Annotated in this window: 13 protein-coding genes; 2 read left to right on the forward strand and 11 right to left on the reverse strand. The window is 41.6% G+C overall.

What is annotated here, in order from left to right; genetic code table 11:
- Positions 1-11: 11 nt before the first annotated feature.
- The 9 genes from BLS16_RS06215 to BLS16_RS06260 form a co-directional block, all read right to left on the reverse strand.
- Positions 12-839: a CheR family methyltransferase gene (locus tag BLS16_RS06215; protein ID WP_092331265.1), complete on the reverse strand. Its 828-nt coding sequence runs from the start codon at positions 837-839 to the stop codon at positions 12-14.
- Positions 836-2,755: a HEAT repeat domain-containing protein gene (locus BLS16_RS06220; protein WP_092331267.1), complete on the reverse strand. Its 1,920-nt coding sequence runs from the start codon at positions 2,753-2,755 to the stop codon at positions 836-838. Before BLS16_RS06220 ends, BLS16_RS06215 begins: the two co-directional genes overlap by 4 nt.
- Positions 2,756-2,840: 85 nt before the next feature.
- The gene (locus BLS16_RS06225; protein ID WP_092331270.1) at positions 2,841-3,941 is read right to left on the reverse strand and encodes a protein-glutamate methylesterase/protein-glutamine glutaminase; all 1,101 of its coding nucleotides are present in this window, start codon (positions 3,939-3,941) and stop codon (positions 2,841-2,843) included.
- 615 nt (positions 3,942-4,556) lie between these two features.
- The gene (locus BLS16_RS06230; protein ID WP_176786093.1) at positions 4,557-5,684 is read right to left on the reverse strand and encodes a chemotaxis protein CheW; all 1,128 of its coding nucleotides are present in this window, start codon (positions 5,682-5,684) and stop codon (positions 4,557-4,559) included.
- 97 nt (positions 5,685-5,781) lie between these two features.
- Positions 5,782-7,242: a chemotaxis protein CheW gene (locus BLS16_RS06235; protein ID WP_092331275.1), complete on the reverse strand. Its 1,461-nt coding sequence runs from the start codon at positions 7,240-7,242 to the stop codon at positions 5,782-5,784.
- A gap of 29 nt (positions 7,243-7,271) precedes the next feature.
- Entirely contained in the window at positions 7,272-9,215 is a 1,944-nt protein-coding gene (locus BLS16_RS06240; RefSeq protein ID WP_092331277.1) for a methyl-accepting chemotaxis protein, read from the reverse strand.
- 422 nt (positions 9,216-9,637) lie between these two features.
- Positions 9,638-10,447 carry a methyl-accepting chemotaxis protein gene (locus tag BLS16_RS24540; protein ID WP_092331280.1) on the reverse strand — a complete coding sequence of 270 codons (810 nt, stop codon included), beginning with the start codon at positions 10,445-10,447 and terminating at the stop codon, positions 9,638-9,640.
- A gap of 348 nt (positions 10,448-10,795) precedes the next feature.
- Positions 10,796-11,344 (reverse strand): GGDEF domain-containing protein, encoded by a 549-nt coding sequence (locus BLS16_RS06250; RefSeq protein WP_092331282.1) that lies wholly within the window; start codon positions 11,342-11,344, stop codon positions 10,796-10,798.
- A gap of 808 nt (positions 11,345-12,152) precedes the next feature.
- Entirely contained in the window at positions 12,153-12,878 is a 726-nt protein-coding gene (locus BLS16_RS06260; RefSeq protein ID WP_242876218.1) for a peptidoglycan-binding domain-containing protein, read from the reverse strand.
- A gap of 126 nt (positions 12,879-13,004) precedes the next feature.
- Here BLS16_RS06260 and BLS16_RS06265 point away from each other — a divergent pair, with 126 nt between their 5' ends.
- On the forward strand, positions 13,005-13,508 hold the full coding sequence (locus BLS16_RS06265) for a hypothetical protein (protein WP_092331287.1): 504 nt from the start codon (positions 13,005-13,007) through the stop codon (positions 13,506-13,508).
- A gap of 345 nt (positions 13,509-13,853) precedes the next feature.
- Positions 13,854-16,088, forward strand: a complete 2,235-nt coding sequence (locus BLS16_RS06270) for an acetyl-CoA hydrolase/transferase C-terminal domain-containing protein (protein ID WP_092331290.1) — start codon at positions 13,854-13,856, stop codon at positions 16,086-16,088.
- Between the two features lie 103 nt (positions 16,089-16,191).
- Here BLS16_RS06270 and BLS16_RS06275 read toward each other — a convergent pair whose 3' ends face one another.
- Both BLS16_RS06275 and BLS16_RS06280 read right to left on the reverse strand, forming a co-directional pair.
- Entirely contained in the window at positions 16,192-16,650 is a 459-nt protein-coding gene (locus tag BLS16_RS06275) for a universal stress protein (protein ID WP_092331292.1), read from the reverse strand.
- Positions 16,651-16,828: 178 nt separating this feature from the next.
- Positions 16,829-17,941 carry a YeiH family protein gene (locus BLS16_RS06280; protein ID WP_092331295.1) on the reverse strand — a complete coding sequence of 371 codons (1,113 nt, stop codon included), beginning with the start codon at positions 17,939-17,941 and terminating at the stop codon, positions 16,829-16,831.
- Between the last annotated feature and the right edge of the window lie 182 nt (positions 17,942-18,123).

Genomic DNA, 18,123 nt, shown 5'->3' on the forward strand with positions numbered 1-18,123 from the left:
GTTCATCCCTCCTAAGGCTTATAATAATATATGTTGTCCTGGATGCGCTTCATTTTGAAGGCTTCCGTGATTCGCGCGACAGACTCTGAGTGACCTAGATAGATGATTCCACCACTTCTCAGGGAATTGTAAAAAGAATCGAGAACTTTAAACCGGGAGGCTGTATCAAAATAAATAAGAACATTGCGACAAAAAATGAAATCAAAGCTCTGATGATCCCTAAACTTGCTCTGATCACTCAAATTAAGGATGCGGTAATCCACCATGCCCTTAACATTCAAATTCATCGAGTACATTGATCCGCGTTTTGTAAAGTAGCGTTCCAGATAATCAAGCGGAACATCCTTAATCGAGCGCGAATTATATAAACCTTTACGTGCCAAGTCCAGCACTCGGGTATTGATATCTGTACCTAATATTTGAATCTTCCACTTTTCGAAGTCCGGGATCATTTCCATCAGAATAATGGCCAGCGTATACGGTTCTTCTCCTGTGGCGCACCCAGCACTCCATATTTTTAAGGTGCGTTGTCCAGCCGCTTCCTTGCTTTTGATCATTTGCGGCAGAACGGATTCGGCAAATCCTTGAAGTTGAGGAAAGTCACGAAAAAAATAGGTTTCATTAATGGTTAACCGATTGGTAATTTCCTGAAGCTCTGACTCGTCATTTGAATATTTCAACATAAAAAAATAGTCTCGGAAGGAATCAATTTCCAATTGTTCAACCCGATCCGTCAATCGGCGTTCAACAAAATACCGCTTATTTTCTTCAAACATAATGCCCGTTTTTTTATATACAAGATCAATGAAGCGCTGATAGAGTTCAGGGGTTAGAGTCATAAAACTAATCCTCCATTCTTGTCCAACTCCTGATGGATGATTTCCGCTAAACGCTTGTCCGTTTTTTCAGCGACTTGATAGATCTCTTGAAGGTATTGTCGACCAATCTCCCCCATTTCACTTAACCCTTTGGCGGCTGCCCACTGCAACAGTGGATCTGATCCCTGGATATTATCCTTCAGCCATTCCAGCGTTGTGGAATGCTGATAGATTTCCGGGCAGGCTAATATGTAGTAGCGATTATTGGCACTCTGTTCATAGCGGTACAAGTAACTCAACAAGGTGTAAACTTGGCTGCCCCTCCGCGTGGATAAACTTAAGATTACTTGGAGGCGTACCTCTGGAGCCGGATCGTTACTAAGAAGTTTCATCACTTTTAGAAAGAGTTCTTCCACTTTAATCAATCGAGCACTTTTGGCTATTCTCCCTCGTACAGCTTCATCCTCCACATCTCCAATCCGTTGAATGACCCGTTGAAGACTGGGATGCTCGAAAACAGCAACGACCTCTAAAATTTCTGGCAAACAATACTCTGGACTTTCTTCTGCCAAAGATCCAATTTGCTCCGTTAAGCAAACGGAAGGGCGTTTACAAAGTACTTCCACGACTCGTTTGCGCACGATTTGGTCGGGGTTCGACAATCCCTCCAGTAGTAGAGGATTCGCCATAGCACTTCCAAGTAACCCAAGGCCATTAATTGCTGCAGCAACCACTTCAGTATCCATATGCTTAACCAACCCCTGTAAGAAAACTTCCGCTCGAGGACCACTTAGCCAGGCTACATTAGCTGTTTTCTGAACAATTTCGTGATCTGATCTACTCGCTAATTTGATCAGAGTTTCGATTTCTATCGGAATTTGACAAATCTCACTCATCCTTAAGACGAATTTAGCTAACTTATCACTGGCTCCTAGTAGAAGTCCGTTGAGTTGCTCTGTTGAAGGCTTGGAACGGATCATTTCCTGAAGAAATTCCCCCATGGTGGCTTCCTCATCCTTAACATTATCTATGAGGCGCGGTAAATACTGATAGAAAATTTGCGGACTCTTTAGTAGCGCCAGATGAGCCACCGAATTCAGCTTAACATTCTCCAGCTTTATAAGTTGCCTGCGTAGAATCTCTTCTAACAAAGGATCTTCTTGTTCCCAGGTTATGCGTCGCAGGTAGAAGCTCACGAGGACTTCCACTACAGCATCTTCAGAAAGTTCCCCACTCTCTAACATTTCCCAAATTTTTGGTAGCCACTGGGTATCCCCTAACTGACCAACGGTAAAAGCCCATATCCCAAACAATAAAGCTCTATCTTGTTTCCCCCATTGCGCCTGGTCAATGTGCCGATAAAGCTCCTCCAGAACCCGGGGATCACCCAAAATCGCCGACGCTTCAATAACACTGAAGGAAATCCAGAGGTTCTTCGAGGTTTGAAGAAGTTCCAGTAGAGGTGCTAAGGCCCGCTGATCCCTTTTTCTCCCTAGTGCTTCAACACAGGCACTGACAATCACGGGTTCAGTATCCTTCAGTCCTTCAAGGATGAGGGAAAACGCTTTCTCTCCTGGGATTTTGTCCAAAACATCAACGGATAACTTCCGAATATCTCGAGAGGGGTCTGTCATCAAGGTTTCAATCGTAGGTATGGCAAACTCTTGCAACGCCTGCATTACTTCTACCGCTGCATTCCGGACATGGGTTTCTGGGGAAATAAAAAGCCTCGCGGCGATAAGTCCTGTTCGAGAACTCTGAAGCCCTCCCAGAGCCTTAATCAAACGCCGACGAACATAGTAGGACGTTTCTTTCTCTAGTTGATCAACTAAGAGGATGATCGCACTTAAATGTCCTTGCTTTGCCAATTCATCAACCGCTACACAACGCTCAGCTTCCTGCTTACTATTAATCTGCTTTGCTACGTTAAGTTCCATAGTTTTCTCCTTAATCTTCAATCCCGAATTCTCTATTTTAGATGACCTCTAAAAGACTAAAGTAATAACTTTTATTCGGAATCTCTTAAGCCCGCCTGATTGCTTTCACAATTTCCTTTGCCACCTGGTAGGACGGAACAACAATCTCAGCGCCACCGCGTTCTATGGCCTCACGAGGCATACCAAAAACCACCGCAGTTGATTCAGCCTCTGCAATAGTAACCCCTCCTGCCTGCCGAATTGCCACCATACCATCAGCTCCATCCGAACCCATCCCAGTCAATAACACTCCCACCGTTCGACGCCCAAACACCTCCACAATGGAGTTCATCGTGACATCCACCGAAGGCATAAAGAGCGTATTTTCGGGTAACGTGGTTAGACGAACCTGCCACTCATCTCGAGAAAAATTCTTACGAATAACAAAATGGATTCCTCCAGGGGCGACATACGCGCATCCTTTGGTCAAGACATCTCCAGATTTTCCTTCGGTAATAGAAATTTGACTATGTTCATCCAACCGTTTGGCGAAGGAACCCGTAAACATGGGGGGCATATGTTGAACGATGACCACCGCCGCATCAAGATCTGCTGGCAGTTGTGGGATAATCTCCATCAAAGTAGCAGGCCCACCTGTCGATACTCCTATCACAACCACCTTTCGAAATGCGGGGATTCCATCCATTAACTGCGATTTAACTAACTTCTTGACAGCGACTGCCTCTTTGATCGGCTTTTTGACCAACCCAGAACGCTCTCTCGTTTGGCGCAGAGTCCGCTTCGTTCGAGCTGCTGCCTTAACCTTTTCGATTAATTCTTTTCCGATGACATGGAGATTGGCTGATACCGTGCCTGAGGGTTTTGCAACATAGTCAAAAGCCCCTAATTCCAACGCTTCAAACGTTGTCATGGCTCCGTCTTGAGTCAACGAACTCAGCATGATAATGCGTACCTCAGGGTGTTGTTCTAATAAGTGCATCATGGAGGTGACTCCGTCCATCACCGGCATATTGATATCCATCGTGATCACGTCAGGAATAAATTCTGCATCTTTCTTTAAAGCATCCTCTCCATCTCTGGCGCTCCCAACCACGTCGATCTTGGAATCGGTCTCTAAAATTTGCTTTATTGCTCGTCGCATCATTGCTGAATCGTCGACGATGAGAACTCGAATTTTTTCGCTCATATTTCTCACCCTTATCTTAATCTGATCTAACTCTCATTAATTAATATCTACCTCAAAGAGCTTCATCAGAGCACCCACATAACTCGTTATTGTTCTATTCCGAGACGCAATTCAATTTCTCCCTGGGGCGTGGTAGCATTCGTTAATAACACGTCGTAGGAGCCCATCATCAACGCCATTCTAGTCCCTATTACCATGGTCGGTGGTGTAATATCTACCTTCATTCCTGGGGCAGGGACGTAACACAAGCACCCGCCGCCATATTGGCAAATTCACATATAGCACTTCTGTCCATATCATGAGCTCGGCAATCGCCATCCCACCCATCATGGTACTAGCAATATTGAGGGCCGAGCTTGGCGACATTCCGCAAAACGATACTTCCTCTTATATCCAGGGCATATGAGGGATTATCTAGCATCGTTTGCGAAGGGAATCACGAACGTACTCTCTCAAATAGGTAGCGAAGGAATCGAAAAGGAAGACTATGCTACACCCGAAGATATGTTTTGCAAGCATGAAGTGATCATTATTATTGGCTTGGAATAAAGGGAGAATCATCCACCACCAAGATTTTATACGCTTCGGTCTTCACATTCATTGTTCTAATCCTCCCTACTCTTGTTCTAACGTTGCTCTCTTAATGAGGGCTAGCCCATCTAACATTAGGCTAATCTGACCGTTCTCCAGGACAGCGGCTCCCGCTATCTCTCGATTGCCAACGAAAATATCCAATAGGGGTTTTACATGTACCTCTTGTTCCTTCGACCAATGCTCTACGGCAAGGCCCAGCTTCGTGTTACCATTCGAAATCACAACAATGCCCCTAACCTCCATTTTCTGAATAGTGGTTGATCCGTAAAAATCCGATAAAAATATAACACCTAAGGTTTCGCCTCGGAAATGAGAGAAGAAATGCCCCCGCCTTTTGAATAGATCCTTTCTAGAAACCTTAATCACTTCAAGCACCTGATTGACCCCGATAATAAAGGCTTGTCTACCCACTTTAATCGGTAAAACTTTTTGCTTTTGAATGACAAGATCTGGGTAGCGCTGGCATAGCCCCAGGACATTCTCTTCGACACGCTCCAACACATGCTGGAACTGGAGTCCCTTAGACTTAATTTTTTTCGAAAAAGTTGGCAAATTATGCTCTAGAAGAGCTTGACGGGACAAGTACTGAAAAACATTCCTGCTCATCCTCAATTCCCCTAACAGGTCTATCAGTTGAGCAAATTCCCGCTTGAGGTCTATTTCGTTTTTTATTTCTTCTGGTTCAACTATTTCCTCTGCTTCCGCTTCTTCTGAAGCTGCGTCCTCCAGCAGTTTTTCTCCTGATGGTTCATGACTTAACGGTTTAACGCTCGAACAGATCCTAGGAGACACGCTTGTTTCAGCCTCTGCTCTTAAGCACACCATCATCTGGCTAAAGGAACAAAGGCAAGCATAAATTGGATGGTCGATGATCCTTCGAGGAGGTTTTTCATTTCCCTTCTGACTCGGTAGTGCCAGAGAATGAAGAACTTGGTCAAATACTCTACAAAAGTTCATAAAAACGTTTTCCATCCCCACAGGAACAGTGCTCCCGGGGGACTCAACTAGTTCATCGTAAATACTCAGTATTCTTAGATACAAGGCCTTCAGAGCCGCGAGGTCTGGAGCGTCGCAATCAAGCGCTATAAGCAATTCATAACATAGTCTCTTAAGTTTTTTCTGAATAGCAGCGAGACAATTATCCAACATAGAGGCTCCCCATGACATGAAATGATTTAACAGGATAAAGGCGGGATCAGTTACCCTTCGCCCACCTTTTCCCTTTGATAATCTGGTTTCCTATCATTTATCCTACTTTCAAGGCATGTTGTAAATCTAAGATTAAGACCATTCGCTTACCATTATTCAGCTTACAGACACCATTGATATACTTGGTATCCAAGTCATTGGATAAAATTTTCGGTGTTTCTTCCACTAAACTGCGATCAAAGCGTAAGACCTCCGAAACGGAATCCACCACGACGCCATTCTTTTGGTTGCCAACATCGACAATAATAATTCGAGTTGAATCATCGTTGGCTCGTTCGGTCAAATTAAAGCGACGTCTCAGATTTACTACTGGGATGATATTGCCACGTAAATTGACCAAGCCGTCAAAATAAGCAGGGGTTCCAGGCATTCGAACCACTTCCGTATAGCGATTAATTTCTTGGACATCCGTAATTTTGATCGCAAATTCTTCGTTTCCTAGACGGAAAGCCACTAGTTGCTCCTCTTCCATCAATTGCTTCTCTAGTTTGTCTTCTATGCACTCCTCAGTTTCGCCAATCAACTCTTTCACAATAGCGGCTGACAAGAGATTCTGGGCATTCAGGCACATCAGTAAGCGAGCCCCTTGATTCAGCTTTGCGACCCCTCGAATTTGCTCTGACTCGCTCGATGAAAAAACAACTGGTGGGGGTTCAATCACGTTTTTGGGCACGCGGATCACTTCCATGACCCGATCCACTTTAAAGCCTGCTGAAGTATTACCTAGGTCAATGATTACCACTCGGGATTGATCGGTAATCGCAGCATCCTCCATGCCAAAAAAAGTGCGCATATTGACGATGGGCAAAAGGTGGTTTCGAATAGAAACAACCCCTTCAATATAATAACTGGCATTTGGCACAGCGGTAATCTCAGGCACACGAATGATTTCCTTAACATGCATGATATCAAAGGCGTATTCCTCATCTCCCAGCAGGAACGTGACGAGCTGTTCCTCTTCCAAATCCACAGCACTACTCTTCGTTTGTTCGAGAACAGTTGTTGTCGTGACCTGTGCTTGAATAGCATCTACTAAATCAACTGTAAGGATTTTTTTGAGATTGAGCGCCATGATTAAACGCTTTCCACCGCTAAGCTTAACCACTCCATCTAGGTAGTCCGCTTCTACATTTCGTATCACCGCCGGAGCAGGCTCTAGATCGTTGACATTAACGCGCAAAACTTCTGAGACCCGATCCACTACAATTCCTGTGACTCGCCCGTTGACATCGACGACCAAAATCCGTGTTCGCTCGTCTCTCGCACGTCGTTCCATACCAAACCGACTACGTCCATCAATGATGGGAAGGATACTTCCTCGAAGATTGCAGATTCCCTCGACATAATCAGGGGTTTGGGGAACCTTTGTCACTTCCGTAAATCGGATCGTCTCACGGACATTCATGATGTCGACCCCAAACTCTTCCTGTCCTAGATAGAAGGTCACCAACTGGCGCTCTTCCAAAACTTCTGTTAGATTATTAAGCGCTTCAGCCATATTTTTTTCCTCCTTATGAGCAAATCAAATTACATTGTCTGTAATTCATCCGCCAATCCCGAGATCTCTTCAATGGCCTCGGCAAGTTCTTGCATTCCTTTTGCTTGCTCTTGGGCTGCTGTGTTCGATTCAGTCACAGCTTTCTCCGCCTCTTGGGCAGCAGTGGCAATTTGATCAACACCCTTTCTAGCTTGTTCCAGAGCCACTAACGATTCCTCAGACCCCTTGGAAACTTCTTTTACTCCCTTTAAAATAATGTTCATATTCTCTTCTATTACATTGAGATTTTGGGTAGATTTTTTAGCATTCAATACTTCCTGAGTCGCTGTCTTGGCCGAAAGTTCAATATCACCGGTGACTTTTTGGATTTGATTCTGGATATTTCTGACTAAGTCCTTGATTTTATCCGCATTATCCGCCGACTCATTGGCGAGAGTGCGAATATCACCTGCAACCACCGAGAAACCCCGCCCAAACTCCCCAGCTCGAGCTGCTTCAATCGATCCATTGACCGCCAACATATTTGTTTGAATAGTAACGTTGACAATAGCATCGACAATCTTATCGATTTTGCGAGTGGTATCTTCCAGAATCTTAATGTTCTGGGCGGAGGCCATGCTCGCTTCGGAGGACTTTGTGATGCCAAAGATCATTTCGTCGACAGCCTTTTTGTTGCCTCCTAATAAGGATTGAAGCTCATTCACCTTTTCAACTGATTCTTCAGAACGCACTTTCATCTGAGTAGCGGCTACAACCAATCGTTCAGCAAGTTCTGCCCCAGAAATCGACAACTCCCCCTGAATACGAGCACCTTTACCTAGTTGTACCATGGCAACCATAATCTGCTGGGAGGCACTATTCGCTTCCTCAACATTGGCCGATAATTCCTCCGCTGCTGCAGCTAATTCTTCAGACGTTTTTTGAGAATCCGTGGAAACCTTTAATTGCTCCGCCATTTGCGCCAATTCATTGGCCGCCGTTCCCATCTCGTTAAAGGCCTTATTTTGTTCAGCGACGGATTTATTAACCTCTTCTGCTGCGCTTCCTTGCTCCTCTGCCGCAGCAGCAATTTGCTCAGACATCCCTAAAAAGTCTTTGGAACCCTCGTTGGTCGTTTTAGCGTTTTGCGTAACTTCAGTAACCCCCGCTTGAACCTGAGCCATTTCTGTGCCAATTATAAGAAGATCTTCTGTGATCTTCTTTCCTCGCTCCACTTCAGTATTAGCAACATTGCCCGCTTCCTCGACATCTTGAACCACCACTTTTACATTATCTTGAATTTCATTGACTAGTTCCCGAATATCACGAGCTGATTTCTCAGAAATCTCCGCTAAGTTTCGCACCTCGTCGGCTACAACTGCAAAACCCCGCCCATGTTCACCTGCACGAGCTGCTTCAATCGCTGCATTAAGGGCTAAAAGATTCGTTTGATCAGCAATCCGCACGACGGCGTCCACAATATTCCCAATTTCCTTGGATTGCTGTTCTAGGTCAGCCACCAGCTTAGTTGATTCAAAATTGGTTTCAGCCGCCTCTTTAATCCCATCAACCAACTTATCAATGTCATTTGAGGTCGACTTGACTAGGGCTTGAGCTGAATTGGTGCGATCTAAGGAATCTTTGGCTAAATCATTGGCTATTACTGCCGCCTTCTGAATCTGGTTGATCGCCGCTCTGGATTGTTCAGCTGCCGATGCTGCCTCATCGGCTCCGGTCGCTACCTGGGCCATTGCCGAGCCTAATTCAGCAGCTGCACTACTTGCCTCATCGATCCCCGATGCTAACTGCTCCGTCGCCGTGGCGATACGTTCAGCCAACTGTTGTTGTTTCGCCATGGTGCGCGCTCGCACTTTGTCCATCGCCCGGCGCTTTGCCAAATCCCTCTTCTGACCCATATCTGCTGAAACATTCGATTCCAATCTCTCATTTCTTGAACTTGAATCGATCGGTGGTCTTGATAATCTTTTTTCCATTGTTTCTTCCTCCTTAATGATCAATCCATTGATTAGCATAATTTAGTCACCGAACAACTCTCAATCCAAAAAGCTATTCCTCACAAAATTGTCTTAAGGAGAGTGATCACTCCCTCCCATTGCTCTACTGTATTATTCAACAAAACCTGACAATATCCTTTGTAACATTGACGAATATTAGATTTTTTTTTGATAATTTAGGAGATTAGGAAGTTGACTTTGACAATTATTTAGATGTTCCTAAAATGTGAACATCTTACCTCTACAAAGAAAGACAAAAAAGATTCCCCCAAAACGGGAGGAATCTAATTGGAAGCTAAATGAATGACTTCCATCGGTTAAGAGTTGTAAAACAGACTTACAGCAATCTAAACCGAGAGGAGTCATTTTTAATATTAGGAGATACCATAAACAGGAATGATTTAGGATCGTCCCAACTCGAGAAGTCTTTTAGCCATACTTTCAATTCTCACTAAAGTATTAGCTATTTCCGTTACATCATTGGCATGGCCTTCAGTCGCCTCGGTAAGCTGTTTTATAGCTTCAATTAAAAGCCCTACTGAAGATTGCACTTCCTTAACGTTACTTTCAATTGCGTGGGTAGAAGCATCTGTATCTGTCGCGAGCTTCCTGACCTCCTCTGATACTATTGCAAATCCCCTACCATGTTCCCCAGCTCGGGAAGCTTCGATGGCCGCATTAATTCCGAGGATATTGCTTTGTTTGGAAATTTTCTTTATTTCCTGAGTTAATTCATTGGTTTTCTGCATCTCAAGATTAACTTGTTTAGTCTCATCGTTCATGTTCCGTATTGTTGCTGCTAATTCTTCCGTAGCACTTGAAAGATTTTGGGCTGAAGAAGAAATTGTTACTACTGCATCAAGTATTTCCTGACCAGTTTCCAAGAGACTATCATAAAGTTCAAGGGAACAAGCAATCGCCAGACAACCTGCGAGCTTTGAGTCGTCGAAGATTGGAAGAGCAATACCAACAAAGGGAACACCAAATAGTTCTTTCGATACGCGCCTTACTACTCGTTTTCCACTTTTAAGAGCCTCTAACACATTAGAACCTGGGGTCGGTGGGCTGCCAATCTTAGCTTTTGTGTCAATTGTCTTTCCCGGGTAATAAGCAACAATTTTTTCAGTATCAAAAAGGGTAACCGCAACATCTTCATTAAAAAACTTCTGGATCTCCGAAGCTATAATCTGATAAGCCTCAAATTTTTTCACTCTTTCTAATACCCCCGCACGAGCAAAATTTCCTACTTATAATTTCCTTATTTTTTCTTTAGAATTTTTCACAATACCGTTAATTACTATATTCGACACAGACTCTCAAAAGCCTTCAAATATTGAGCTTATTTTAAAAAAGCAAACCTCTTGCAACCCTAGAAATATCTATCAGCTATTCGAGATTACCTTCTCCCATTTTCGCAAGCATTATCCTATATCCTTTGGCCTTTGGGATCAATATCGCAAGCCAACATAACTCTTATTGCCAGCAAGTCTATGATTGCAGTAACGTTTATACAGAAATTAGAAAAAACCTCGAATTAATATAATACAATTTAATATAAATCATCGAGAACATTGTCGTTTAAGATTGTACAATTCAGTAACGACAATATTTCTGCCACTTTCCTTGGCCTTGTATAATGCTCTATCAACCCTTTCCATAATTACATCTTGATTGTCATGGCCATAAAACGATGTTACTCCAAAGCTACAAGTTAGAGGCATTTCCTTTTTTAATGACGCTTTATAAATAGCCCTTCTCAATCTTTCCGCAAGGGCAGTGGCCTCATTGCTAACGGTGTGCGGCAGCAGAATGACAAATTCCTCGCCCCCCCATCGAGCGAAGATGTCTACTCCTCTAATCGATTCTTTAACTAAGTTGGAGACCTCTACAAGAATCTTATCTCCAAAACTATGCCCTCTTTTATCATTAAAATTTTTGAAATGATCTATATCGAACATTATTAGTGAAAAAGTATTCCCATACCTTTTGGCAAGTTCAATCTCACTGCTTAAGGATTCATTAAATTTTAAACGATTATATGTATTAGTTAAAGGATCCTTAGTTGATAGTTCTTTAAAGTATTGTTTGTATGCATAGTCAAGTCGCATATATTTTCCTAGACTGTATACCGAAATGGTGTTTATAAGTATTGCTATTAATAAATAGCTGTAAATAGCAATAAATTCAGTGAAAACCGGCGTATGCCTTACTCATTGTTACAACTAGGAATCCTGCTAAAGTGTACAATGCAATAAAAATCCTGTAATGAAGAATGTTCGGTATTAAGAAGAAAACTCCAAAAATAATTACATTAATTGCAAAAGCTTGGATTAGGAAATGAGACGTTTCATACACAAAGACAATTATATAAAAAAGATTTATATAAAGAAGTTCATAAATTGTAATTTTAAAAAATGCAGAAGATTCAAGAAAAAACTCTAATCGATAATAAAAGAAAATTGCTAAGAAAAGAAATAAAAAGCGGCATATGCAAATTATCACCAAATTTTCATTAGATTTGTTAGCAGAAAAATCATAGAATATAAAAATAAAAAAAAGTATTCCAATGGCTTGAGCAATTCTTCGAAGCTGGTTTTTAGATCGATTTAAGTAGGACTCCTCAAATCGTCTTTCGAGATCTTTATCTAAGAACATTCCTGTTACCTTAGAGATGGCCTGTGTCTGAGGATCCATCATCAAATCACTTCTTTCAACCCTCTTTATAGAATTACCAAACGTGCAGGATGCTTCATCGTCGACATTATCTATAAAATTAATTAGGATAATTATATTACAATGTGGTTAATATTTCCATCTTATGCATATTATTATATCTTATGATTTGAACATCCCTGCAGCCTCATAGGGATGACCCCCACTCCTCGATAAGGAATGGGGGTCACTGCTTTGCCTATTTTAATAATAACAGTTAACACCTAAAGCAGTCCAAGTCTTAATACCTACTATTCCATCTTGAACTAAGCCCATACACTCCTGAAAATACAGAACTGCTCCTTTCGTAATAGGGCCAAAGATTCCATCCACATTTCCCGAATAATACCCTTTCGATTTCAACAATCCCTGAAGTTTGACAACTGCAGGACCATTACTGCCCTCTTGGAGAGTTGGACAGTGGTTCACCGGTGGGGGCGGTGTAGGGGTACCGCAGTTCACCCCAAGTGCAGTCCAGGTCATTTTACCGACAATTCCATCTTGAGCTAGCCCAGCACTTTGTTGAAATGCTATAACGCCTGCACGAGTAATGGGTCCAAAGATTCCATCAATGTTTCCTGCGTAAAATCCTCTTGCTTTTAGGCGACTTTGAAGGTCAACAACAGCCGGTCCGGTACTTCCTTGTACAAGAGTCGGACAATGATTTACCGGTGGGGTAGGCGAATTACAATTTACCCCTAGCGCAGTCCAGGTCATCTTTCCAACAATTCCATCTTGAGCAAGATTTCTGCTCTTCTGAAAAGCTAGAACAGCCGACCTGGTTAATGAGCCAAAAATACCGTCAATTTTTCCTGGCGAAAATCCCGCCTCCAATAGCTTAGTCTGTAACCTTTTTACATCGGCTCCTGTCGAACCCATTCTTAATAAAGGACATTTCCATTGTCCATCACCTATGTTTTTATTGTGCAAGTTTAGCCCTCCTTTTTTTCTAGCATATGTATAACTAGCTTACGATGTTAATTGTCCTCCAGTCCAAAATATAATCATAAAAATTTAGTTTTAAAAGCATAATATTATCAGGAGGTGTCTCAACTCATGGATCTATATTGGCTAACACAAGCAGTTGCCTATTGGTCACTCGTTCTATTTTTTATACCACCCTATTATATTAAGAAACTAATGTTGTTTTCTTTTTTAGGTGGATTTGTGTATACATGGATAGTCCAAATAATTGCAGTAAATATCTTGAAGCGCTGGATCTTTGAAGCAGATATTTTTATGATCTACAATATTCCGGTTTTCTTCTCTATCAGTTGGTTTGCTGTTACTACAATTTTTGGTTATCTGTTATGGCGATTTTCTAGCTATCAGATATGGATCGTCATTTTTTTTACGTTATGGGCAACCTTGATGAACCTTACAGCAGTTTCCCTTGAACGGATATCTCTACCGGGATGGAGTATCCCTGAAACATTTATGTTTGCAATTTTTTCACACGTTCTTTTGCTATATGTTTTCAAATATATGCACCATGTTAACGCTTTAGGAGCCAACGAAGAGATGTTTAAGGACTCATTTATGGGATTTAGAAAAAGATAGGGAATTTTTTTAAGCGACTGGTTTGCAGTCGCTTTTTTGCATAGTTCATCGCTCCCCGTACCTTTACATACCAGGCTTACCCTTTTTATGAAGGTGAGTCTAGTAAGGTAAGAGTCGATTCATAATGCGTTAAATACTCGAAATTTATTATATAATTTTGATTAATTATTATATACATTATTATCAAACTTGTGATAATATTCAATTAAATGAATTTGGATTCATTTCCCTTCTTTCAGTCCTTATAAAGATATCCACTTTATTCGCAGATATATCTTTCGTCGAAAATTTCACTTTCGGGGGTACTTTAACCCAATTTTTAAAATGAAATGGCAGGCGACAATAATGTATCAAAAACAGGGATTAATTTATGATGACGTAAAAAAATGTGTTACCGAGGTTATTAATTATGTTGGGAAAAACGTTATTTTTAGTATACCTCTGGCCCTAGGAAAACCCGTCATATTCACAAATGAACTCTATCGGCAGGCAAAGGAGAACTCCGAGATCAATCTAAAAATCATTACTGCACTTACGCTAGAAAAACCTAAAGGACATACGGATTTAGAAAGGCGATTTTTAGGTCCTTTAGCAGATAGAGTTTTTGCCGGTGTCCCAGAATTCGATTTCATCCTTGATTTCAGAGCTGGAAAGCTGCCAAAAAACGTTGAGATATTTGAATTTTTCAGCAAAGCCGGAGGATATTTAAATAGCCCTGTTGCTCAGCAAAATCATCTTGCAACAAATTATACCCATGCTATTCGTGACGCTTTAGCCTTGGGGGCAAATGTTTTCGCTCAGTTAATTAGTCCCCGTGAATTTAATGGAAAAAATATGTACTCAATGGGTTGTAATACAGATGTTTGTATTGCAGCAATAAACGAGTTCAAATGTTTAAAAGCACAGGGCAAAAAAGTTGCGATTATTGGAGAAGCCAATATAAATATGCCCTTTATGTATGGAGATGCCGTTGTTGAAGCTGATTCCTATGACATAATTCTGCAAGGATCACAATTTAACTACGAGCTCTTCTGTCCGCCAAAAGATCCGGTTGCTCTTTCTGATCATATGATTGGTATCAATGTAAGCACCCTGATAAAAGATGGTGGAACCATACAAGTTGGGATTGGGGCTCTTGGGGACGCGATTGTATCAGGACTCATTATGCGTAATGAACATAACGAATTATATCAAGATGTCCTCCAAAAATCGGGAATTAAGCAACGATACAGGCAATTGATCGATAACTGGGGAGGTATAGGAGTTTTCCAAAAAGGGCTTTACGGTTCATCGGAGATGTTTGTTGATGCCTTTATGCAGATGTATAAAAGTAAAATTCTAAAAAGAAAAGTTTATGAAAGCGTTCCCATAATGAAATTGATCAATGAAGGTAGGCTTGCTTCAGATCACATACCTCCTGACATTATTGATCAACTAATTACACTTAAAGCGCTTAACTCTAGGCTCTCTGAAGAAGATTTTAAGTTCCTTACACAGTTTGGCATTTTAAAGCAAGGCCTAATTTATGAAAATGGTATTATTCTTGATCAAGGTGCTCCGTATTCTACAGATATGAGCGACGAAAAAGGCCGGAATCAAATTCAAAAGCTATTAGGCCAAGAATTATTAGGTGGTCAAGTTATAATTGGTGCATTCTTTGTTGGGCCAAAGGCCTTCTACCAAGCCCTTAATGATATGAGTGAAGATGAAAGAAAGCTATTTGGGATGTCTGGGGTTGATAAGGTAAATCAGCTTTATGGAGGGGAAGAATTAAGAGCCCTGCAGCGAAAAGATGCTCGATTTGTCAATACAGGCATGGTATCAACTGTTCTTGGGGCTATAGCTTCAGATCAACTTGAAGACGGCCGAGTCATAAGCGGAATCGGAGGGCAATACAATTTTGTCGCAATGGGGCATGCCTTACCCGATGCTAGAGTTATTATGATGATTAAAAGCACCAAGGGTTCAGGTAAGAGTCTTAAGTCAAATATTGTTTTCAGCTACGGCCATTGCTCCGTTCCCAAGCATTTAAGAGATATTATTGTCACAGAGTATGGTATCGCTGACGTTCGAAGCAAACCAGAAAAAGAAGTTATTGCTGAGTTAATTAAGGTGGCTGATTCTAGATTTCAAAACAAGCTCTTAGATCAAGCAAAAAAAGCCGGAAAAATTCCCAAGGATTACGAAATCCCACAGGAATACAGAAATAATACTCCCGAAAAGATCACTGCTTTACTCAAACCATATCAGTCGCAAGGAATATTTCAACCATTCCCATTCGGGACAGATTTGACTGAGATTGAGATAGCTTTAGGAGGAGCGCTAAAAGGCTTGAAGAAACTTGCCAACGGTAACCGCCTGAAAATGGCTACAGGGTTAATAAAAGAGTTCTTTAGGCCTATTCCTGCATCTAGCAGACCTTACCTCGAGAGACTAAATCTTCAAAGGCCTTCTTCTATGAAAGAAAAAATCATGCGAAAACTAGTTATCTTCTCATTAAGGAACAATAACATTTTTAACACCTTGACTCTTCATCATAAGTCAGCTTCAAATCAGGTAAAAGATCACCACGCACTTTAACCTTAGCATATAAAAATTATCACCCTTCCATTTTTAAGTGGGAGGGTGATAATTCTATTCAGCCTTCAAAAACAAATCTTAGAAAGACACCAGAAGGCGTCTATTATTGGGGACCAATATAAATGGGACATTTCACCTTTTTAGACAAAGAATTAAGGTTGAATCTAAGGCCAGCCGTAGCAGCCAGAGCGGTTGCGTAAGGATTGGGCAGAACTAATAAGGCGGTTTCCACTTCAGCGGTCAGCTCAACAATGACCTTTTCTGTCTTACCAATCTTTATTTCGGTTTCAACGTGCCCCCCATGTCCCTTGACCTTTTCAGTAACCTCCGCTAACACTTCTTGGGAGTGTTTATGAATTCCGTCTTCAAACCAATGAAAAAATCTCATCCTCGTTGAAGATGTATTAATCCATTCATCGCCCAAAAAGTTGTTCCATCCTTCATCTAAAATGAAGACCGCCCTTAAAGGTAGCTTTAAAGCTAGAGACATCTCGGTTGCCATTTGACCAGCAGTGTCCGCAGAAGGTGAGCCATCGGTAATCAATAGAATTTGACCGTTCATCGGAAACCTTCTTTCTTACTTAAAGAATTAAAACCAGGATCATGACAAGGGCAGCACCAAAAATAGCTACTAAATCTTCGTGTTTATCATTACTAAATAATGATAATTGTTTTTCTTCTTTTTTCTCTGACATATCATTACCTCCTTTAGAGTATTAGTCCTCAATAGGGAACTAGTATTAAAAGAGCCACAGCACAACGACCAAGGAAAGTGCAGCCTTCAGGAAACCTGCTACGGAACCGATAACCAATGGAGTTCCTCCGGCTTTTCTCATTTCACCAAAGGAGATTTGCAAGCCTAAGCCAGTAAGACCGATGGAGAAGAACCAGCTGTAAATGTCACGAAAAGCTTTTAGATCTGGCGAAACAGGATGAGTAGAACCAAAAGCACCGAAGGAAGTTAAAGTAACTGTTGCGATAAAACCAAGCACGAACAACGGAAATTTGCTAAAGAAGGTTTTTCCTGCACTAGCTGCAGTACCTACGGTTTTGTCATCCGACATACGCGCATAAAGAATCGTGATTAACAGAACAACTAGAGGTAAGAACACAACACGGGTTAAGTTGTAGATTTCGCCTACTTTTAAGCTAATGGAAGGCACATCAGCGGTACCAGGGTCAAAGGCAAGGGCAGCCGCTAATACTTGTCCAGAGTTCAAGATACCGGTACCTGCCCACATTCCGAACTGCTCAGGGGTCAATCCCATTAAGTGTCCCAGGATTGGGAAGGTAAATAGACAAACAATTCCAAATGATAGAATTGTGGCGATTGAGTAGGCTATATCTTCCCCTCTAGCTTTAACGGCAGGGGCAACAGCGACGATGGCGGATACACCACATACGCCGGCACCGGCAGCCAGACAAGCAGCAGAACCGGGATGCATATTGTACTTCTTACCGAGCCACATGGTGAAAATAATTGTTGAAAACATGAATGTTGCAATTAATAAGATCGAAGTAGAACCTAACGTAGCTAATTCGGCAAGACTATAAAGTGATCCAAGCAGAATAACACCCATTTTAATGAATATACGGGATGTTTTTACCCCTGCCTGAGCCCAAGAAGGAATTCCGATAGTATTTCGAATCACCATTCCAATGATAATAACTATAATAACGTGGTTGATTTTCAGTACATCCCCTAAGAATTTCGAGTTAGTTTTAATCCATCCTTCTAGACCAGCCCACTCACCACCTAAAGTTTTTGTCCCCATGGCTAGCAAAGCAATAACAAACATAAATAAAAGTCCGGGTAAAACTTTAACCCATTTACTAGCTGTGCTTTCGTTCACAAAAAATACCTCCTTTAAAAATTGACACTTCTTTTATTATTCTTGTCTAAATAACTTTACTTTATAGCACCTACCTTCAATTTTGGTTTGATTAGTGTCACCAGATTCTATTGCAATCCTTATACCAATATTTCATAAGAACTATTAAGATATTCTATAATCTAATCCCTATCCTTAAGGAT

Source organism: Desulfosporosinus hippei DSM 8344, assembly GCF_900100785.1.
Lineage (GTDB): Bacteria > Bacillota > Desulfitobacteriia > Desulfitobacteriales > Desulfitobacteriaceae > Desulfosporosinus > Desulfosporosinus hippei.